Origin of the sequence: Rhizobium sp. BK312 (assembly GCF_014193605.1) — a bacterium.
GTDB lineage: Bacteria > Pseudomonadota > Alphaproteobacteria > Rhizobiales > Rhizobiaceae > Rhizobium.
Window position 1 is genome coordinate 163,537 of sequence record NZ_JACHZP010000006.1, and the last position, 20,683, is coordinate 184,219.

The window sequence follows — 20,683 nt, forward strand, 5'->3', positions numbered from 1 at the left end:
ACGGACTGCTGGCCGCAAGGCCTGTTTTTTGCCCACTGAATAGCGATCGGCAGCATCACGGAGCGATGCCTTCGGCCAAGATCGGCATAGGGGCAGAATGCCATGGGTTTTCAACAAATTGATAAGAATTAAATAGCCGCACAGACGCGAATTGCCGCGAGCCGTATGCGAGCGATTCACGCGGCAGGCGATCATCGTCGATAGGCTTCGCACCATGCGAAACGGAAGGCCCCATTCGTCCTGTAAGAACACGGCAAGCCTGCTCGACAGGATTGCGGCCTGCGGCGCAATCGATGCCGTCTATCCTGTCGTTTTGAGCTTTGGACAATGATCTCTCCCCCTGTTTCGGTTTCTACTCCTCAAGCTAAAACCGAAACTATAATGACGATAAATGAAGCTAAAGGAATGTCAAACGAAAATTCGGCGAATCCCGATTGCCCGCTGAAAGCCGGGTCTGAGGACGATATTCCCGCGAACGGGGGTAAAATCGGTAAGCGATTGATCGGGATTGGAAATGCCCGAAATCCTTGCGTCGATCGCGAAAAATAAACCGGTGGTTCCGGGCCTTTTTCGCCACCTTATCCGCATGACGGTCAGGCGAATTGCCGGCGGGAGCGGCGTTTCCACCATTCGAAAGGGTCGTCTTTACGCCCAGCGTGGCCGAAATTACCGGCCCTAAAGCCAGTTGATACGTTTGAGCACCCAGAGCGTCGCAATCGAGGTAATCGTGACGAAGGCGACGATGATGATGAAGGCCCAGGTGTCATTGACGCCGGGAATGCCGCCGACATTCATGCCGAAGAGCCCGGCCACCACGCTCGGCGGCAGGAGCAGGGCGGCAAGGGCGGCGAGGCGGTTGGAGTTGCGGGCGATGCGCTCGCTGATGACGGTCGAGAGGTCGTCATGCAGGATGCTGGTGCGGTCGCGGATGGCGTCGAGATATTCGATGTAACGCATCAGCTTGTCGATGACCTCGCGCATGCGCAGCTTGTCGCGTTCGGCAAGCCAGGGCGCATCGTCATGCTCGATACGGTTCAGCGCGTCGCGCTGCGGGGCGAGGTAGCGGCGAAGCTGCACGGCGCGCCGGCGCAGCAGCTTCAGCCGTTCGCGCACCTGGCCGGCTTCGCCGTGAAAGATGAGCTCGTCGAGCTCGTCCACCTCTTCGTCCATGGCGTCGAGCACCGGTTCGAGATCGCGCACCAGCTTGTCGCCGATCAGGGCGAGCAGGTCGCCGGAGCGCTGCGGCCCCTTCTTCTTCTCCAACGACAGGCGGATATCGCGTAGTGCCGTGATATAGTGGCCGCTGTCGCGCAGCGATATGATGCGGTTCGCGTCGATCCAAAGATGCAGGGGCACCAGGTCTATATCCGCGGGTTTCTGCGTCGCGCCGTCAGGCGAGGTCGCGCAGACGCCGCGCAGGATGATCAGCAGCCCGTCGCCCACCGGCTCGACGCGCGGGCGGGATTCTTCCTCCAGCAGAGCTTCGATGACAAAAGGATCGAGACCGCTCTTGTGGGCGATCCAGTCGGCGGTTGCCGGATGGTCGCGTTCGAGGTGCAGCCAGATGACGCCCTCGGCTGGCTTCCAGGCGCAGACCTGATCCATATTGAGCTGCTGCCTGCAGCCGCCATGGCCGTCGAGCAGGGAAGCGAAGCGCAACCCTGGTTCGATGCCGTAGCTGACGGTCGAGGTGTTCGTTGCTTCCATGGCGCCTTGATCCATCCATCCTCCATGGCAGCAAAAAAGCGCAAGCAGCACAAGAGCTTGTGGCGTGCCGGCAATATTCTACCAGTTCGGTTCAGAGTGGCAAGGTGGGGATGGATAGTGCGTCGAAACCCTCATCCGACCCGCCGGGCCACCTTCTCCCGAGAGGAGAAGGTGCTTACGGCGCTGGCGGGCCTCATATGCAATTGCCCTGTCGCTTGCGGGGAGAGAGTTAGGGTTAGGGGCAATCCTTGCTCATAAATCAGAAAAAGGCAGGTGCCTTAGCGTGCCGCCCAGTTGGCGCCGCGGCGGAAGATGGTTTTCATCTGCGGTAGGTCGAATTCCTTGGCCTGGTGGCCGAGTGAGGAATAGAAGACGCGGCCCTTGCCGTATTTGCGCTTCCAGGCGACCGGCATGACGACGCCGTCGATCCAGTAGGCGTGGTCGCCGGTGAAGGTCGTGGTTGCCAACACTTCGTTCGATGGGTCGACATGCATGTAATATTGCTCCGACGTGTAGGGGAAATCGGTGATCCCCTCCATGATCGGATCGTCGGGCCGCGTGATATTGACGGTGTAGTCGATGATGTTGCCGGGATGGGCGACCCACTGGCCGCCGATGATGAACTGGTACTCGACGCTTTCGCGGAACGAGTCGCCGGCACCGCCATGATAGCCGGCAATACCGACGCCGCTCTCGATGGCATCGGCAAGGTTCTTCACCTCTTCCTTCTCGATCTTCGACATGGTGACGATCGGCACGATCAGGCTGAGATCATGGATCGAGGGATCGGCGAAGGCTTCGGTGCTGTTTTCGAGATAGACCTTGAAGCCGTCCCCTTCCAGCATGTCGCGGATGATATGGGCGCATTCCTGCGGTTCGTGGCCGCTCCAGCCGCCCCAGACGATAAGTGCTTCACGCATGATAATCCTCCTGAAATTACCTGGTTAGCGGCCGATCTGCCCATCCACAAGGGATTCGGACAGAGGGGCCGGACGCTCCGTTTGCGTCGTGATGGTGACCGTGCGCCCGGTGTCGGAGGCCGTCTGGAAGGCTTCCATGACTTCGAGCACATGCAGCGCCAGGCTGCCATTGGCGCGGTGCGGACGGTTCGAGCGGATGGCGTGCGCCATGTCTGCGACGCCGAGCGAGCGGTAATTGCCGTCCGCATAGGGTGCGGTGATCTCGCGCTCGGCAAATTCACCGCCCTTCTTCAGGAACTCCACCGGGCCGCCGAAATGGTTGGGGTCGGGCACGATCAGCGTGCCTTCGGTGCCATAGACTTCGAGCGGCACATGCTTGTGGCCGGCGACATCGAAGCTCATGCCGATCTGGACGACCGCGCCGCTGGCAAAGGCCATGACGCCGGCAACATGTGTCGGCACATGCACCGGAATATGTTCGCCATTGCGTGGTTCGCTAGTGATGATGCGTTCCTTGCGCGGCGTGACGGCAAAGCCGGCAACCTGCGAGACAGGGCCGAGCAGGTTGACAAGATCCGTGATGTAATAGGGTCCCATATCAAGCATCGGGCCGCCGCCGACTTCGTAATAGAAAGCCGGATTCGGATGCCAGCGTTCATGACCGGGGCACATGAAGGTAGCGGTGCCACCGACCGGGATACCGATCGCGCCCTCGTCGATGATGGCACGCGCCGTCTGGTGGCCGCCGCCGAGGAAGGTATCGGGGGCTGCGCCGATGCGTAGGCCCTTGGCGGCCGCGGCATCCGCAAGCGTCTTGCCCTCGGCGAAATTGATGCCGAGCGGCTTTTCCGAGTAGGTATGCTTGCCGGCTTCGAGCGCCTGCAGACCGACGGCGACATGCGCCTTCGGAATGGTCAGGTTGACGATGATCTCGATCGAGGGGTCGGCCAGCAAGGCGGCGATATCGACCGCCTTCAGGCCGAATTCGGCAGCCTTTGCCTCCGCGAGCTCGCGATTGAGGTCGGCCACACCTTTGATGTCGAGAATGGGAAAGGATTTCATGGCAGTGAGATAGGCGCCGGAAATGTTCCCGCAGCCGATGATGCCGATGCCGACCTTGTTCATAAGATTCCTCCAGATGAATTGTCTTTGCTGTCCCGCGAAATCAGAGAGCCGGTGCCGGTCCCGTTGTTCCCCAGGGCGATTCGTAGAGTTCGCGCAGTGCGACGACCGCGGCGCCCTGCGCCCAGGTCTCGTCGGTCGACTGGTCGAAAACGAGTTCAGTCACGCCCTTGATCGATGGCGGAATGGCCAGCGAATAGGCCTCCCGCAGGCTGTCGAGGAAGGGCTGGCCGAGCGCCAGGCTTGATCCCACAAGAATGACGCGCGGCGGAGCAAACAGCGTGACGATGTTGGCGAGCGCCATGCCGCAGGCTTCGCCGGCGCGGATAGCAGCATTGATCAGCGAGACGTCTTCAGCATCGATCAGCGTCTTGGCGTGCGCCATTCCACGGCCGAGGCGGATGGCTTCGGCGAAGCGGCCGCCGCCTGGCTGATCACCGAGAATGGCGCTTTCGCCGGCAAGGCTCGCCAATCTGACGGTGCCTTGTGAGCCTATGCCAAGCACGAGGTCGCCGAGATTGTGGCTGAGGCCGCCTGCGCCGCGAAACAGCTGGCCGCCGTGCAGAACGCCAAGCCCCAGCGTCTGCTCCAGCGATACCAGCACCATATCGTCGAGGTCTCTCGCCTTGCCAAACCAATGATGCGCGAGCGTGATGGCATGCGCATCGCTTTCGACGATGGTGGTCACGCCCAGCCGCTCCGACATTTCCTTGGCGAAATCGACGCCCGTCTCGCGGAAGATCGGGCTGGTGCGGATATGGCCGGTGCGGTGCTCGACGACGCCGGGTAAGCCGAGGCAGACGGAATCGATTTCGTCGAGCGCCAGATTGGCGTCGACGACGCAGCGGCGCACGCCATCCTCGATGAGATCGGCGATGACACCGATCGGCTGTCGGTCGACGCGCAGCGCCAGCGTCAATGTCGAAAGAACCTCGCCGCAAAAGTCCGTCACGACGAAGACCATGCGATTGGCGGCAATTTTCGCGCCGACGACGCGCGCGGCATCGGGATTGAGCTCCAGCATGACGCGGGGTCGGCCGCGGCTCGCCGCCTCGCGTAAGTCGCCTTCCGTGCGGGCCAGAATCAACCCGTCATCCAGCAGCGAGGCTGTGATCGCCGAGACTGTCGTAGTCGAAAGCTGGGTGCGGTCGCTGATTTCGATACGCGCGATGGAGCCCGCCCGCCGGATCGTATCCAGCACATTGAAGCGGTTTATCGCCCGCATAAGCTCGGGGTCTGCTGTTTTCATGAGATTGACGCCGAATGACGGACCCGCTCGGCTGCGGCCTGGTATTTTTAACGGAGTGCGAATTAAATAACCTATGGCCATTGCCCAATGTCAAGCCATTTCGCGGCTACTCTGCCGAAAATTTAACGAAGGCGGTTGACATTTTAGCGAAGCTCCGTTGAATTATTCCGCATAAGGGAAAAAATAGTGAGGCTCTTGGTTCCCTTGGGAGGAGAAAATCATGATCCATCTACGTGGGGCCAAAGCCCTTCGCATTGCTGCTGTTGCCGCGACGACCGGACTGGCGATTCTCGCCGGCGCAACGGGCGCTGCCGCCGACACCGTCGTCAAATGGCTGCATCTGGAAACCGATCCGAACTATGTCGCGGTCTGGCGCAAGATCGCGGATCAATATGAGGCCAAGCATCCCGGCACGAAGATCGAGATGCAGTTCCTGGCCAATGAAGCCTTCAAGGCGAAGCTGCCGACGCTCCTGCAATCGAAGGACGCTCCCGATTTCTTCTTCAGCTGGGGCGGCGGGGTGCTCAAGCAGCAGCAGGCGACGGGCACGCTGCTGGACCTGACCGCGGCGATGAACGCCAAGGACGGCGCCTGGCTGAAGAGCTACAATCAGGCAGCCGTCAAGGGCCTGACCTTCGATAACAAGATCAGCGCCGTACCCTACAAGCTCGGCACGGTTTCCTTCTTCTATAACAAGGCCTTGTTCGCCAAGGCGGGAGTCGATGCCGGCGCTATCAAGACTTGGGACGATTATCTGGCCGCGGTCAAGAAGATCAAGGCTGCTGGCATTGCGCCGATCGCCGGCGGTGGCGGCGAGAAATGGCCGATCCATTTCTACTGGAGCTATCTGGTGATGCGCGACGGTGGTCAGCAGGTCTTCAACGACGCCAAGAATGGCAAGGGCAACGGTTTCAACGATCCGGCGATCATCAAGGCCGGCGAGCAGCTTGCCGAGCTCGGCAAGCTCGAACCCTTCCAGCCCGGCTATCTCGGCACCACCTGGCCGCAGGCTCTCGGTGTCTTCGGCGATGGCAAGGCTGCGATGATCCTCGGCTTCGAAAATACGGTCGCTAACCAGCGCACCAATTCCGGCGACGGCAAGGGACTGGCGGCTGACAATATCGGCCGCTTCGCCTTCCCGGCCGTGACCGGCGGGGCAGGTCTCGCCACGGATACGCTCGGTGGCCTGAACGGCTGGGCCGTCACCAAGAAGGCTCCCCCCGAGGCGCTCGACTTCCTCGCTTATCTCACCAATGCCGAAAACGAGCGCGCCATGGCGCAGGCCGGCATGATCATCCCGGTCGCCGTCGGCGCTGAGGACGGCGTCAAAGGTCCGTTGATGCACGAGGCTGCCGACCAGCTGGCGCATTCGACCTGGCATCAGAACTTCTTCGACCAGGATCTCGGCCCCTCCGTCGGACGCGTCGTCAACGATGTGGCCGTCGGTATCGTCTCCGGCCAGATTTCGCCGAAGGATGGCGCGCAGCAGGTCCAGGACGCTTTCGAGCAGGACCAGCTCTAGCGCCATCCGGCGCCGGCCTCTCCCTTGTGCCGGCGCCGGTTCTTTCTTGAACTGCAATAGTCGAGACTGCCCATGACCGATGTCAGCGCAACGACCGCCATACCCTCCGTCGCGAGAGCGAAACCGGCTGCGAAGCGAAAATCCCCGGCTGCGCGCGGTCGCATGCCCGTTATCCTGCTGTTCTTGCCGCCCGCTCTTCTGCTTTTCACCATCTTCGTCATCCTGCCGATGGGGGAAGCGGCTTGGTACAGCCTCTATCGCTGGAACGGCTATGGTCCGCCGACGGAGTTTGTGGGACTACGCAATTTCCAGGTGCTGTTCAAGAACGGCGCCTTCCTGACGTCGCTGAAGAACAATGCTTTGATCATCGTCGTGTCGATTGCGGTCCAGGTGCCGCTTGCCATCTGGCTCGCGACGATGCTGGCGCATCGCATTCGCGGCGTTGTGCTCTTCCGGCTAATCTTCTTCCTGCCCTATGTGCTGGCCGAAGTGGCCGCCGGCCTGATCTGGCGCTTCGTCTATGACGGCGATTACGGCCTGTTTGCCGCGATCGCGCATTTCCTCGGCACGCCGACGCCTTACGTGCTCGCCGACAAGGATCTGGCGATGTACGCCGTGCTCGGCGTCATCGTGTGGAAATATTTCGGCTTTCACATGATGCTGTTCATCGCCGGCATGCAATCCCTCGACAAGAGCGTGCTGGAGGCGGCCGAAATCGATGGCGCCACCGGCTGGCAGAAGTTTCGCTACGTGACGCTGCCGCTGCTCGGCTCGACGCTGCGTCTTTCCGTCTTCTTCGCGGTCGTCGGATCGCTGCAGCTCTTCGACATGATCATGCCGCTCACCGGCGGCGGCCCGTTCAACTCGACCCAGACGATGGTGACCTTCCTCTACAATTTCGGCGTCACCCGCATGCAGGTCGGCCTCGGCAGCGCCGTCGGCGTCGTGCTGTTTGTGATCTGCGTCACCCTCGCCTTTGGCTACAAACGGATATTTATGCGCAATGACTGATCTGGCCTCATCCGTTCGACTGACCACCGGCACGAAGATCTATCTCTATGTATCGCTGACCATCATTGCCGCGATCGTGCTGATCCCGCTGCTGACGACCGCGCTCGGCGGCTTCAAGACCCTCGGCGATCTCCGCACCAATCCCTTCGGCCTGCCGGCCGAATGGCATTTCGAGAATTATACCAGCATCCTGTTCGGAGATCGCTACTGGCGGCAAATGATGAATTCCCTGATCATCGCCGTGCTGACAGTGTTCCTGACGCTGTCGGTCTCGGCGATGGCTGCCTTCGCCTTCGCGCATGTGAAATTCTTCGGCTCGAACTTCCTGCTGAACTATTTTCTCATCGGCCTGATGTTTCCGGCGGCGACCGCCATCCTGCCGCTCTTCATCCGCATCCGCGATCTCGGCCTGCTCAATACCTATTGGGGGGTGGTGCTGCCGCAGGTGGCTTTCGGCCTCGGCATGAGCATCCTGCTCTTCCGGAATTATTTTCGAAACCTTCCGGAAGAATTGTTCCAGGCGGCCTTTGTCGATGGCTGCGGCTATATCCGCTTCTTCTGGCATATCTCGCTGCCGCTCTCGCGGCCGATCATCGCGACCGTCAGCATCATCTCCTTCGTCGGCAGCTGGAACAGCTACATTCTGCCGCTGATCATGCTGAACTCGGATTCGATCTATCCCTGGCCGCTCGGCATGATGGTCTATAGCGGCGAATTCGGCACGGAATGGGAGCTGGTGCTCGCCTTCATCACGCTGACCATCCTGCCCACCATCATCGTCTTCTTCCTGGCGCAGAAGCACATCATTGCCGGCCTCACCGCCGGCGCGGTGAAATCCTGAGCCTTACTGGAGCAAACAACATGGCATCCGTCGAACTGCACAACATCCATAAGGCCTATGGGGCGCTCACCGTCATCCACGACATCTCGCTTTCGATCGAGGATGGCGAGTTCATCGCGCTCGTCGGCCCCTCCGGCTGCGGCAAGTCCACGCTGCTGCGGATGATCGCCGGGTTGGAAGAAATCACCGATGGCGACGTGTCGATCGGCGGGCAGGTGGTCAACTCGATGACGCCGCGCGAGCGCAACATCGCCATGGTCTTCCAGTCCTACGCGCTCTATCCGCACATGACCGTTGCCGAGAACATGGGCTTCAACCTCAAACTCTCGGGCGAGACCAAGCAGGTGATAGAACAGCGTGTCAATGAAGCGGCTCGCATGCTCGATCTCACCAAGCTGCTCGACCGCAAGCCGGCGCAGCTTTCCGGCGGCCAGCGTCAGCGCGTCGCCATGGGTCGGGCCATCGTGCGCAACCCGGCCGTCTTCCTGTTCGACGAGCCGCTTTCCAACCTCGATGCGAAGCTGCGCGTGCAAATGCGTTCGGAAATCAAGGCGCTGCATCAGAAGGTGCAGACCACTTCGATCTACGTCACCCATGACCAGATCGAGGCGATGACGCTGGCCGACCGTATCGTCGTGCTGAACCAGGGCCGCATCGAGCAGCAGGGCACGCCGATCGAGCTTTACCGCAAGCCGGCCAATCTCTTCGTCGCCGGCTTCATCGGCTCGCCGGCCATGAATTTCCTCGACGGCGTGGTCGAGGGCCTCGAAGGCTCGCCAGCCGTGCGGCTAAAGGACAGAACGCCGATCCGCATCGCCGGGGAGCGCAAGGTGAAGGTGGGCCAGAGCGTGAAGGTTGGTCTGAGGCCCGAGCATCTGAGCCTTGCCAGCGGCGGTTCGCCGCTCACCGGGCAGACGCTGCTCGTCGAGCCCACCGGCGCGCAGACGCATGTGCTCTTCGACCTCGCCGGTGAGCAGGTGACGGCCGTCGTCGATGGCGAGGCGCCGGTGCGCTACGGGCAACCGCTGAATGTCTCGGTGAGCCCGGAGCAGGTCTACGTCTTCGATGCCGCGAGCGGTCTTGCTCTTTAAGTCCTCACATCGATCGAATCGACGCGATCCGGATAGAAGGCCATGTAGTTCTTGATCCGGCTGACGGATGCATAGGGATTTTCGTAAGTCCAGATGGCATTCACCGAGCGCTCGCCGCCGGCCGGGATGCTGTAATAAGAGCATTCGCCCTTGTAGGGGCAATAGGTTTCGTGGCTGGTCCTTTCCAGCAACGACATATCGACATCCTTGCGCGGGATATAGATGACGGCCGGATAGGACGCTTCCTTGAGCGACAATGCCTCATGCGTGTCGGCGATTACCTTGCCGGCGACGGAGACGATGATATGGGCCTGCTTGTCCTCAATCGTGATCGGATGATCCGAACCGGGGATCTTGACTGCTCTTTCGGACATTCCTTCTCTCCTCAGCTTGGCAACAGCCAGCATAGTTTAGTTCTGCCGCGGCTTATGTGGCTGCGGCAGAACCAGATTCATCTGACGTTCTCAGTTCAAATGCATATAGGAAGCATCCTGCCGATTATCAGGTCTTTTGCGACACTCGTATTTTCGGGGCACCCCAGCGCAGACCATCCATCAGCAGACGCACGAGGCGACGGGACCGGTCGTACCATTCCGGTGAATTAGGCATGGAATAGGTGCCGGACAATGCCTGCAGCACGTCGGTACTGTCGACATCGGTACGGATCGTACCGGCGGCGACCGCGCGATCAATCAGGCCTGAGAGCACGACCGGCACCTGGCCGTAGCTGTCGGCAAAGAGTTTGGAGTTGCTGCTGAGAAGGATGCGCAGGCTATCGGCCATCCCTCTTTTCGTGGCGATATAACCGACGAAGCGGTTCATCCACTCTTCCAGAGCTTCATCCGGTGCGCGCTCGCGCGAGAGCTCTTCCGCGGCATCGCACAGCGCTTCGACCTCGTGACGATAAACCGCTTCGACCAGATGTTCCCTGCTCGGAAAATGGCGATAGAGCGTACCGATCCCGACATCCGCGCGGCGAGCTATGTCTTCCAGGGAGGCGGCGGTGCCGTGACTGGCGAAGGCTTGTGCTGCTACTTCGATCAGCTTGTCATAGTTGCGTCGCGCATCGGCGCGCAGACGCCTGCTTTCGCTTGGCGCGATATTCTTCGGTTCCGGCAATGGCTTGCGCGCCAATGTCTGCTCCCTACGGATTGCCATGTGACGATATCCCGCCCTGCGATAAGAATAGTGCGCGGCAGCGTCTTCTCCATGGCGAAGTACCGGACGATTGTTACCGTATTCGGCATCAAGGCGCTATTGCCGACCGACGGAATCGGAAGGAGTCGTCTGCGCCGGCTTTTCAGCCTGTTTAAGGAGAGGGTGCGCCGAAATGGTTCGGTCCGAAGCTTGGCCCCAGGTTTGGCCCTGAATTCGGCCCGAAGCTCGGGCCTTGCTCGAAGTTGGCGAAGGCGGTGGGCGCATTGCCGTGGGCGGGCGGAACGTCGAGATAGCTCATGATGTTCTCGACATGATTGACCTGAGAGCGCAGGCTGTCGAGCGACTTGCCCGTCAGATTGGTGCCAGCAGGCAATTGTGCAGTCAGCGGGTTTTCGTAACGGCCGTTGACGCGCAGCTCGTAATAGAGATGCGGGCCGGTGGAGTAGCCCGTCGAGCCGACATAGGCGATGGTCTGGCCCTGGGTGACGCGCTGGCCGACGCGCAGATCCGGCGGCGTTGCCGAAATATGGGCATAGGTGGTTTCGTAGCCGCCATCGTGGCGGATGCGGACATATTTGCCGTAGCCGGTTTCCCAGGAAATCTTCTCGACGACACCGTCGCCGCCGGCCTGGATGGGGCTGCCCATCGGTGCGCGGAAATCGACTCCATTGTGGAATTTCTTCACACCCAGGATCGGGTGGATTCGCCAGGCAAAGCCATCGCCGAGCGTACCGTTCGGCACGGGCCGATGCACGAGCACTTTGGCAATCGAACGGCCGCGCTCGTCGTAGAATTCCGAAGGGCCTTCGCCGTCGTTTTTGTGCAGATAGAAGCGATGCGTGTCGCCATCGGCGTGGAATTCGATGAACATCAGCTCGCTGCGGCCGTCGTCCGCCTTGCGGAAGAGCAGATCTATGCTGTCGGGAGCGTCGTCGATGCTGGTGAGAGAAATGCCCTTGGCCTTGGCAAGCTTGATGAGCTGCGAGGCATATTCCTTGGTCAGACCGGCTCTTTCAAGCTTGTCGCTGACTGCCCGCTCATCGCTTTCGTCGACACCTTTCAGATCGACCGCGGCAACCTCCGTCGAAGACGGAGCGTCGGCCTGGCTTTCGCTGTAGAGGGTGGAAAAGAGCCTGTCATTGGCCATCGGAACGAAGCCGTTGGCATCGTCGCGGGCAACGACGCGCTCCGGCGTCTTGTCGCCGCTGAGGCGTGCCATGATCAGCTTCGGGCGGGCATTAGGTCCTTTTTTCTCAAGTAGCAGTTCCAGGCTGTCGCCAGGGGAGACCGTATCGGTTTCCAGCGCGCGCTGCAGCTCGTCGCCGGCGTCGCTGCCGAGGCCCGCAGACGCCAGGATATCCTGAAGATCCTGCTTGTCCTTCGGCATGGAGACGAGCCTGTGGAACTCGCGGCCGGTTTCGCCGGTCGTCGCGCGCGATACGCTGACGTTCAGCGGCACGCCGCGAACCGGAAAACGAGAGCGGCGCACGGCATCATAATGTGTTGTCTGCGGATAGATGCCATGGCGGATATCCGAAAGCGACGGGGGCGAAAATAGCTCGCTGTCGGCACGCTCTGCGCCATAGGAGGCACTGATGGCGCTTGCGCGCGCCAGGGCAGCTTCGTCGGATTTGAAGACCAGCGTCGTGCGATGATAGGTGAAGATGCGGGTTTCGCCGCTGGATAGTTTTTCCGCCACCTGCGCAAAACGGGCGCCATCGAAACGCTGTTTTGCGGCCAGCCGGCCGGCTTTGCGCATGGCTGGTTGAGAGCGCGCGAGCTGAGCATTGCGCACCGGCGTTGCACGCTCGATCGTGCTACGGGCCAGCAAGGGATAGAGCACAGTTGCGAGTAGGCCGAAGGATGCGGTGCCGGCGAGGCCGATGACGATCAGATGGCGAAGATGCGCGGAGCGCGGCAGGAATGGAATGTGGAAATCATGATGCGGCCGCGCCTGGATGGCAGCCTCTGCAGGAAATTGAACGCGCAATGGACTTTCGGCCATGAAGTGAGGAACCCTGCAGACTGCGGTGGGCCCAAACTAGGGCAAATCATGGCGAAATCTAGGCAAATATTACGAGTCAGTTAATTGCCGTGATCGTCCACAGGGGCGAGATTTGCGCGTTCTCGATGATTCGTCAACCGAAGATGGTGTCGTAGAGCAGTTTGAAGTTCAGCGCCAGGATGATCGCGGCAACGATCCACGAGAGAACGGCGACGCTTCTCGATATGACGAAACTGCCCATTTTCTCGCGATTCGTGACGAATTGGACCAGAGGAATGACGGCAAAGGGCAGTTGCATGGAGAGAACGACCTGGCTCAGCACAAGCAGGTTTGCAGTGCCTTTTTCACCATAAATAGCGGTCACGAACACAACCGGAATAATTGCGAGGCCGCGCGTCAAAAGCCGTCTTGCCCAATGCGGAATCCTCAGCCTGAGAAAGCCTTCCATCACGATCTGGCCGGCAAGCGTCGCCGTAACGGTGGAGTTGAGGCCGGAGGCGAGCAACGCGATCGCAAAAAGGGTGGAAGCGATGCCGAGGCCGAGCAGCGGCGACAGCAGCTCGTAGGCCTGGCCGATCTCGGCGACGTCGGAATGGCCGCTGGTGTGGAAAGCGGCGGCTGCGACGATCAGGATCGCGGCATTGACGAAGAGCGCCAGCATCAGCGCGACCGTGCTGTCGATCGTTGCCCATTTGATGGCATCGCGGCGACCCTCTTCCGTGCGCTTGTAGGCGCGGGTCTGCACGATGGAGGAGTGCAGATAGAGATTATGCGGCATGACCGTCGCGCCGATGATGCCCATGGCGATATAGAGCATCTCGTGATTGGTGACGATTTCCGGCGAGGGAATGAAACCTTGGAGGATCGCTGCCACCGGCGGTGCGGCCGCGACGATCTGGATGGCGAAACAAGTGGCAATGACGATCAGCAGCGCGATGACGAAAGCTTCGAGATAACGGAAACCCTTGCTCATCAGCAGCAGCAATAGAAAGGCGTCCAGCGCGGTGATCAGTGCGCCGCCGATCAACGGAATTCCGAAGAGCAGCTGCAATGCGATCGCCGTGCCGATGACTTCGGCGAGATCGCAGGCGATGATGGCGAGTTCGCAGGCAAACCACAGTGCCAGATTGATCGGCCGCGGATAGTGATCGCGACAGGCCTGTGCGAGATCGCGGCCGGTGGCTATGCCTAATCTCGCCGAAAGCGCCTGTAAAAGGATCGCCATCAGGTTCGACAGCATGATGACGGTTAGAAGCGTATAGCCGAACTGCGCGCCGCCGGCGAGATCGGTCGCCCAGTTGCCGGGGTCCATATAGCCGACGGAAATCATATAACCTGGACCGACGAAAGCGATCAGGCGCCGAATCCAGCTGCCGCCATGAGGAACCCTGACGGTGGCATTGACTTCGGGAAGGCTCGGACGATCGTCTTCATCGCGGCTGGCAAACCGCCATGCTTGCCGCTGTGCTGCAGCTTCTTGAACTTGCGTCATGCGGGGCTCCGGGAGGATCAGGCTATGATGCTACTAAACAAATACGACCGATATAAGAATTATGCAATAGGCTATATTTCAATCGGCTTTGCATTTTTTTGCCTTTGGGCATGGCCCACCGGTGGTCGTTTTCGCGTCGCAATGGAGCCCGAAAAGCAGCCTATTCAGGCGTTCACCCGACATCGACGAGCCAAGAATTGCCTGATCGCCGTCATCCGGCAGCAGGCCGTCCATCGAATATCGAATAGGCTAGACGGCGGCGCCGTCCTTGATGGTGCGATTGTGTTTCGATCTTTGCGATCGAAAAACCAAAACCAAGAATCATGGTGGCGAAGACGCGCTGTTGATGCTCGTCCTCAGCCGGGATCTCCGAAATTAGGATCATGCCTGGCTCGATCGGCCGAAAGGGTCGTTATCTACCCCGCCGCCAATCCATCACATCGGCGGCACGGTGCCGTTGAGGCCGACGGCAACCCTGTCGGCGGAGACTGCGGTCTCTCCGGTTTGCTCGCCTGTGATGAAGACGCCGGCGCCGGGCTTCAGATCGGCTTTCGTTGCTGATGTCAGCGTCACGACGGGCGTGCCATCCGGGATATTGATCTTGCGTTCGCCGCCCTTGTAGGTGAGCGTCAATGTCGGGCCGTTGACCGAGGTCACGGCATTGGCGACCGTGGCGTTGGTCATCGAGCTGTTCGGCGCTGAATCCCAAGGGCGGTCGCCTTCGCCTGTTCCCTTCATCGAGGCCGGGAAGATGACGACTTCGATCGCGCCATTGATGCCACTGTCAGTCGGCTGCGAGGCGATGCCGACGAAATCGCCGGGCTTGATGTCGCTGACTGCAGCCTTGATGACACCACCGACGTTCCAGCCGGATTTCAGTGCAACAGTAATGTCCTTGCCGTCGCGGGACTTGACCTTGAGCGTGTCGCCATCGAGGCTTTCCACGGTGCCGCGCACCCTTACCCGCTCGGCGGCCCCGGCGCTTTGAAACGCGGCAAGCGTGGCGACGGAGAGCGTCAGCGCAGCCGCGATCAGACGTTTGCGATTCATGAGTGGAATCTCCCTTGAGATATCGGCCGAGCGATGCACCGGTCGCGCTTGATAAGAAGGTCGGAATTGATCGACGGAAGCCGCGGAACGGCTTTGAAGCCAGCTACATCGCGATCCTATGCGCCGCTTCCATCACTCACCATTCAAACAAGCGTGAGATTGCCGTCTCGTCCGGCGTGGGCAGAAATTCCGGGAAAAGGCCCATTTTTTCGCAGAACATCAAGCATTGCTTAACGTTTACCGTTAGACTGCGTTGGTTATCTCGAATTCCCTATCGCGCTTGGCGCTGGGCTGGGGAGATTGGAGAACGAAATGACCGCAATTCGTCCGCTTCTGATCGGAATCCTCCTGATTCTGGCACTGGTTCTGATTGCGCTCAGTATCCTGCTGGTCGATCCCGCTCCGCCTGTCCGTCAATCCGACAGCCTCATTCCGCCGCCGACAGAGTCGCCGCAGCGTCCTTAATCGGGGCGGGCAACTGTCAGCTTGCCGGTGTAAAGCGCGCCACGAGGCTATGGCGATCACCGGGATAGGTGAGGCGAACATGGGTGATCGGGCCGGCGGCGCTCCAGGTGCGCCGTTCGACGACGAGGCACGCCGTCCCTTTTTGGATATCGAGGTTGGCGGCCGCGTCGCCTTCGGCCGATATGGCGCGGATCTGATGTTCGGCGGTACTCCACGGCACCTGGTTGAGCAGCCAGGGGCCTGGCGGCAATGTCTCGAAGTCTGCCTTCGCCGCTTCCGGCACCGCGTCGAGATTGATGACGCGATTTTCCAGGCAGAAGGGGCGCGGACCGGCATAGTGGATGCAGGTGATCTCCATCACCGGTATGGAGCCGACGAACTGCAGCCTGCGCGCGTCCTCCGGCCGTCCGCGTCGTTCGGCAAGCTTTATCAGCCGGTGCGAATAGGGCAGATTGAGCGATAGGACCTCGGACTTGATGTCGTGAATCTCAAGCACGGCGGATTGCGCCTGCGGATGGGTGACGAAGCTGCCCGAGCGCTTTCGCCGCTCTATCAGGCCGGCGCGGGCAAGCTGGGTCAGCACCTTGTTTACCGTCATGCGCGAGCAGTCATAGTGCTCTGCGAGGTCCATCTCGAATGGTATGCGATGCCCTGGAGGCCAGGCGCCGGAGACGATCCGGCCCTCGATATCGCTGAGAATGCGCTGATGGAGGGTCGCCTCTTTGCCTGTGGTCATACCGTCCGTCTGTTCCGTGTGAGACATGGGATCTCCCGCAGGTTATTTAGGGGCCAATCTAGGGGAGGAAAAGCGGTTTTTAAGCGATCAGCTCGGCCATAGCCTGGCGGAATCGCGCCGAAATTTCCTCTCTCTTTCGATGGCGGCCGCCTTCGACCTGCTTGCGGCCCAGCGCCCAGACGCCATCGACCTTGACGCCGCCGGCAAAAGTCCAGTGATCGAGAATTCGGTCGCCGGAGAGATAAGGCACGGCACTCACATCGAGCGAAACGATATCGGCATGGTTGCCGACGGCAAGGCCTGCCGGTGCCTTAAGAGCTGCGCCGCCGCCCGCCAGCGCGCCATCGAACAGCATGCGGGCGGTCGAGCCGCCGGTCGTGGCGATGACGTTGCGGGCGCGCAGCGCCAGACGCTGCGAATATTCGAGCTGCCGCAACTCCTCGGGCACCGAAATCAGGATGTTGGAATCCGAGCCGACGCCGTAGCGGCCGCCTTCTTCGAGGAAGAGCGGTGCAGCGAAAACGCCGTCGCCGAGATTGGCCTCGGTGATGGGGCAAAGGCCGGCGACCGCGCCGCTCCTAGCCATGCGCCGGGTTTCATCCTCGGTCATATGCGTGGCGTGGATCAGGCACCAGCGCTCATTCATAGGAGCGTTGTCGAGCAGCCATTGCACCGGGCGGGCACCCGACCAGGCGATGCAGTCTTCGACTTCTTTCACCTGCTCGGCGACATGGATGTGGATCGGCCCATCGCCGGCGACCGGCACGAGCTTTGCCAGCTCTTCGGGCGTCACGGCCCGCAGACTATGCGGCGCGATACCGAGTTCGGCGCCGGGCAGGCGACTGGTGACGGTGCGGCAGCCGGCCATCAGCGCTTCGAAGCTCTCGATCGAATTGATGAAGCGGCGCTGGCCCTCAATGGGAGCGGCGCCGCCGAAGCCGGAATGGGCATAGAAGACGGGTAGAAGAGTCAGCGCGATGCCGGTCTCAGTGCTGGCGGCGGCGATGCGCTCGGCCAGTTCGGCGATGTTGGCATAATGGCTGCCGTCCTTGTCATGGTGCAGGTAGTGGAATTCACCGACCCGGGAGAAGCCGGCTTCCAGCATTTCCATATAGAGCTGCGCTGCGACGGCCTCGACATGATCCGGGGTCATCGACAAAGCGAATTTGTACATGACGGTGCGCCAGCTCCAGAAGCTGTCATTGGCCGGACCGCGGACTTCGGCTAGGCCGGCCATGGCGCGCTGAAAGGCGTGGCTGTGCAGGTTCGGCGTCGCCGGAACCAGAACATTCTGCCTGTCATCACCGTCTTCGGGAGCGACATCGGTCGCGATCTCGGCGATGCGGCCGTCTTCGAGGGTCAATCGCACATTCTCGTGCCATCCGTCGGCAAGCAAAGCCGTGCGTGCATGAAGTCTCGTCATGGTCTCACCCTTTCCTTTCGGACGCGGAGTCCAAAATCCCTCTTGTCAGCCTTTCGATTATGTATATACATTATGAGCCAACGAGGAAAGGCGTAAAGCTGATGGATGGGAACAATTTTTCCGAAGATGGCGAGAAAGACGACGCGGCAGGCCGCGTCTGGCGCAATGCTCGCCTTGCGACCTTGAAAGAGGGCGAAGCCCGGCTCGGCACGGTCGAGAAGGGCGCGATCCTGACCAAGGGCGGCCGTATCGTCTTTGCCGGCCATGAAGCCGATCTGCCCGATACGTCAGGCGCTGAAATCATCGATCTCGAAGGGCGCTGGGTGACCCCCGGCCTCGTCGATTGCCACACACATATCGTCTATGGCGGCAATCGCGCCCGTGAATTCGAGATGCGGCTCGAAGGTGCGAGCTACGAAGAAATCGCCCGTGCCGGCGGCGGTATCGTTTCCTCCGTCAACGCGACGCGCGCGCTATCGGTGGACGAGCTAGTTGCTGCTGCCTTGCCGCGCCTCGACACGCTGCTGTCCGAAGGCGTGACGACGATCGAGGTGAAATCGGGCTACGGCCTCAACATTGAATCCGAATTGAAGATGCTGCGAGCCGCACGCAAGCTGGAGACAGTCCGCCCGGTTCGCGTCGTCACCTCCTATCTCGGCGCGCACGCGACCCCGGTGGAGTACAAGGGCCGCAACGGCGACTATATTACTGATGTCGTGCTGCCCGGCTTGAAACAGGCGCATGCCGAAGGTCTTGTCGACGCTGTTGATGGCTTCTGCGAAGGTATAGCCTTTTCGACGGCGGAAATCGCCCGCGTCTTCGATCTTGCCAAGTCGCTCGGTATTCCGGTGAAGCTGCATGCGGAGCAGCTTTCCAATTTGGGCGGCGCCAAGCTTGCTGCCTCCTATGGTGCTTTGTCAGCCGATCATGTCGAATATCTCGATGAGGATAGCGTCAAGGCGATGGCTGCGGCTGGCACGGTTGCGGTGCTGCTGCCAGGTGCCTTCTATGCCATCAACGAGAAGCAGAAGCCGCCGGTTCAAGCCCTGCGTGATGCGGGCGTCTCGATCGCCATCGCTACGGACTCCAATCCCGGCACTTCGCCGCTCACCTCGCTGCTGCTGACCATGAATATGGCGGCCACCCTTTTCCGCCTGACGGTCGAGGAATGCATCGCCGGCGCCACACGCGAAGGCGCGCGTGCCCTTGGGCTGCTCCCCGAAACGGGTACGCTCGAAGCCGGCAAGTCGGCCGATTTTGCCATCTGGGATGTCGAAAGCCTCGCGGAGCTTGTCTACCGCATCGGCTTCAATCCTCTCCATGCCCACGTATTCAAGGGAAAAAGGTTCCACCGATGACCGTCGTTCTCTATCCCGGCTCCGTTTCGCTGCAACAATTGGCGGCAATCTACTGGACCGGTGAGCCCGCCAAGCTTGATGCCTCCTTCGATGCCGGCATTGCCAAGGCCGCGGCCCGCATCGCGGAGATCGCTGCCGGCAATGCGCCGGTCTATGGTATCAATACCGGCTTCGGCAAGCTGGCCTCGATCAAGATCGACAGCGCCGATGTCGCGACTCTTCAGCGCAATCTCATCCTCTCGCATTGCTGCGGCGTCGGCCAGCCGCTCCCTGAGAATGTCGTTCGCCTCATCATGTCGCTGAAGCTCATTTCGCTCGGCCGCGGCGCATCCGGCGTGCGGCTGGAGTTGGTACGGCTGATCGAAGGCATGCTTGAAAAGGGCGTCGTGCCCGTCATCCCCGAAAAGGGCTCAGTTGGCGCTTCCGGTGATCTGGCGCCGCTCGCGCATATGACCGCTGTCATGATGGGTCATGGCGAGGCCTTCTATGCCGGTGAGCAGCTCTCCGGCGCGGCAGCGCTCGAAAAGGCTGGCCTTAAGCCGGTCGTACTCGCCGCCAAGGAAGGACTTGCGCTGATCAACGGCACGCAGGTGTCGACCGCGCTTGCGCTTGCCGGCCTCTTCCGCGCTCATCGTGCCGCCCAGGCTGCCCTCATCACCGGCGCGATGTCGACGGATGCGGCCATGGGTTCTTCCGCCCCGTTCCATCCGGATATTCATACGCTGCGCGGCCATAAGGGCCAGATCGATACCGCGGCTGCCCTTCGCGGCCTGCTGGCCGGCTCAGTGATCCGCGAAAGCCATATCGAAGGCGACGAGCGTGTGCAGGACCCTTATTGCATCCGCTGCCAGCCGCAAGTCGATGGCGCCTGCCTCGATCTTCTGCGTTCCGTCGGCCGCACGCTCGAAATCGAAGCCAATGCCGTTACCGACAATCCGCTCGTGCTTTCGGACAATTCCGTCGTTTCCGGCGGCAATTTCCACGCCGAGCCTGTCGCCTTTGCCGCCGACCAGATCGCCATTGCCGTCTGTGAAATCGGCGCGATTGCACAGCGCCGCATCGCGCTGCTCGTCGACCCCGCGCTCAGCTACGGTCTGCCGGCATTCCTCGCCAAAAAGCCGGGCCTGAACTCCGGCCTGATGATTGCCGAAGTGACCTCGGCGGCGCTGATGTCGGAAAACAAGCAGATGTCGCATCCGGCGTCGGTCGACTCGACGCCGACCTCGGCCAACCAGGAAGACCATGTGTCCATGGCCTGCCATGGTGCCCGTCGCCTGCTCCAGATGACCGAAAACCTCTTTGCCATCATCGGTATCGAAGCGCTGACCGCTGCCCAGGGCGTCGAGCTGCGCGCGCCGCTGACGACCAGCCCGGAACTGACCCTTGCCATTGCTTCGATCCGCGCCGCCGTGCCTTCGCTGGAAGAGGACCGCTACATGGCGAATGACCTGAAAGCCGCCAGCGACCTCATTGCTTCCGGCGCACTCAATGCCTCGATTTCAACCGACATTCTGCCCTCCTTGGAGATGTGAC

19 protein-coding genes are annotated in these 20,683 nt (G+C 60.9%); 7 read left to right on the plus strand and 12 right to left on the minus strand.

Annotation, left to right across the window (positions count from 1 at the left end):
• Positions 1-55: 55 nt before the first annotated feature.
• The 5 genes from FHT85_RS18305 to FHT85_RS18325 form a co-directional block, all read right to left on the minus strand.
• On the minus strand, positions 56-328 hold the full coding sequence (locus FHT85_RS18305; protein WP_162709806.1) for a hypothetical protein: 273 nt from the start codon (positions 326-328) through the stop codon (positions 56-58).
• Between the two features lie 347 nt (positions 329-675).
• A complete protein-coding gene (locus FHT85_RS18310) occupies positions 676-1,707 on the minus strand; it encodes a zinc transporter ZntB (protein WP_246699056.1) in 1,032 nt (343 codons plus the stop codon).
• Positions 1,708-1,985: 278 nt separating this feature from the next.
• Positions 1,986-2,627, minus strand: a complete 642-nt coding sequence (locus FHT85_RS18315) for a ThuA domain-containing protein (RefSeq protein WP_112412961.1) — start codon at positions 2,625-2,627, stop codon at positions 1,986-1,988.
• A gap of 24 nt (positions 2,628-2,651) precedes the next feature.
• Positions 2,652-3,752, minus strand: coding sequence for a Gfo/Idh/MocA family protein (locus tag FHT85_RS18320; protein WP_112412960.1), 1,101 nt, complete (start codon positions 3,750-3,752; stop codon positions 2,652-2,654).
• Positions 3,753-3,792: 40 nt separating this feature from the next.
• Positions 3,793-4,998 (minus strand): ROK family transcriptional regulator, encoded by a 1,206-nt coding sequence (locus tag FHT85_RS18325; RefSeq protein ID WP_112336230.1) that lies wholly within the window; start codon positions 4,996-4,998, stop codon positions 3,793-3,795.
• Positions 4,999-5,218: 220 nt separating this feature from the next.
• Here FHT85_RS18325 and FHT85_RS18330 point away from each other — a divergent pair, with 220 nt between their 5' ends.
• The 4 genes from FHT85_RS18330 to FHT85_RS18345 all read left to right on the plus strand — a co-directional run bounded on the left by FHT85_RS18330 (position 5,219) and on the right by FHT85_RS18345 (position 9,463).
• Complete coding sequence (locus FHT85_RS18330) at positions 5,219-6,520, plus strand: ABC transporter substrate-binding protein (RefSeq protein WP_112336231.1); 1,302 nt, start codon at positions 5,219-5,221, stop codon at positions 6,518-6,520.
• 72 nt (positions 6,521-6,592) lie between these two features.
• Positions 6,593-7,531, plus strand: coding sequence for a carbohydrate ABC transporter permease (locus FHT85_RS18335; protein ID WP_112336232.1), 939 nt, complete (start codon positions 6,593-6,595; stop codon positions 7,529-7,531).
• A complete protein-coding gene (locus FHT85_RS18340; protein ID WP_112412959.1) occupies positions 7,524-8,372 on the plus strand; it encodes a carbohydrate ABC transporter permease in 849 nt (282 codons plus the stop codon). Before FHT85_RS18335 ends, FHT85_RS18340 begins: the two co-directional genes overlap by 8 nt.
• 20 nt (positions 8,373-8,392) lie before the next feature.
• Positions 8,393-9,463: an ABC transporter ATP-binding protein gene (locus tag FHT85_RS18345; protein WP_112412958.1), complete on the plus strand. Its 1,071-nt coding sequence runs from the start codon at positions 8,393-8,395 to the stop codon at positions 9,461-9,463.
• Here the strand turns inward: FHT85_RS18345 and FHT85_RS18350 are convergent.
• From FHT85_RS18350 to FHT85_RS18370, 5 genes are all read right to left on the minus strand, one after another.
• Complete coding sequence (locus tag FHT85_RS18350; RefSeq protein WP_112412957.1) at positions 9,460-9,837, minus strand: DUF427 domain-containing protein; 378 nt, start codon at positions 9,835-9,837, stop codon at positions 9,460-9,462. The two genes, FHT85_RS18345 and FHT85_RS18350, sit on opposite strands and share 4 nt — an antisense overlap.
• A gap of 127 nt (positions 9,838-9,964) precedes the next feature.
• Positions 9,965-10,621 (minus strand): TetR/AcrR family transcriptional regulator, encoded by a 657-nt coding sequence (locus FHT85_RS18355; protein ID WP_112336236.1) that lies wholly within the window; start codon positions 10,619-10,621, stop codon positions 9,965-9,967.
• Positions 10,622-10,772: 151 nt separating this feature from the next.
• Positions 10,773-12,626 carry a M23 family metallopeptidase gene (locus tag FHT85_RS18360; RefSeq protein ID WP_112336237.1) on the minus strand — a complete coding sequence of 618 codons (1,854 nt, stop codon included), beginning with the start codon at positions 12,624-12,626 and terminating at the stop codon, positions 10,773-10,775.
• 133 nt (positions 12,627-12,759) lie between these two features.
• Positions 12,760-14,118 carry an Nramp family divalent metal transporter gene (locus FHT85_RS18365; RefSeq protein ID WP_112412956.1) on the minus strand — a complete coding sequence of 453 codons (1,359 nt, stop codon included), beginning with the start codon at positions 14,116-14,118 and terminating at the stop codon, positions 12,760-12,762.
• A gap of 435 nt (positions 14,119-14,553) precedes the next feature.
• On the minus strand, positions 14,554-15,168 hold the full coding sequence (locus FHT85_RS18370; RefSeq protein ID WP_112400755.1) for a hypothetical protein: 615 nt from the start codon (positions 15,166-15,168) through the stop codon (positions 14,554-14,556).
• Positions 15,169-15,480: 312 nt separating this feature from the next.
• Here FHT85_RS18370 and FHT85_RS18375 point away from each other — a divergent pair, with 312 nt between their 5' ends.
• Positions 15,481-15,633: a hypothetical protein gene (locus FHT85_RS18375; RefSeq protein WP_165915281.1), complete on the plus strand. Its 153-nt coding sequence runs from the start codon at positions 15,481-15,483 to the stop codon at positions 15,631-15,633.
• A gap of 16 nt (positions 15,634-15,649) precedes the next feature.
• On the opposite strand, the gene hutC is transcribed toward FHT85_RS18375, so the two are convergent.
• Together hutC and FHT85_RS18385 are read right to left on the minus strand one after the other, a co-directional pair.
• Positions 15,650-16,369, minus strand: a complete 720-nt coding sequence (gene hutC, locus FHT85_RS18380; RefSeq protein WP_112336494.1) for a histidine utilization repressor — start codon at positions 16,367-16,369, stop codon at positions 15,650-15,652.
• Positions 16,370-16,448: 79 nt separating this feature from the next.
• Positions 16,449-17,792 carry a formimidoylglutamate deiminase gene (locus tag FHT85_RS18385; RefSeq protein ID WP_112412955.1) on the minus strand — a complete coding sequence of 448 codons (1,344 nt, stop codon included), beginning with the start codon at positions 17,790-17,792 and terminating at the stop codon, positions 16,449-16,451.
• A gap of 101 nt (positions 17,793-17,893) precedes the next feature.
• On the opposite strand from FHT85_RS18385, the gene hutI reads away from it, so the two are divergent.
• Both hutI and hutH read left to right on the plus strand, forming a co-directional pair.
• Positions 17,894-19,150: an imidazolonepropionase gene (gene hutI, locus FHT85_RS18390; RefSeq protein WP_112412954.1), complete on the plus strand. Its 1,257-nt coding sequence runs from the start codon at positions 17,894-17,896 to the stop codon at positions 19,148-19,150.
• Positions 19,147-20,682 (plus strand): histidine ammonia-lyase, encoded by a 1,536-nt coding sequence (hutH, locus tag FHT85_RS18395; RefSeq protein WP_112412953.1) that lies wholly within the window; start codon positions 19,147-19,149, stop codon positions 20,680-20,682. The genes hutI and hutH overlap by 4 nt, the downstream gene beginning before the upstream one ends.
• Position 20,683 lies beyond the last annotated feature (1 nt).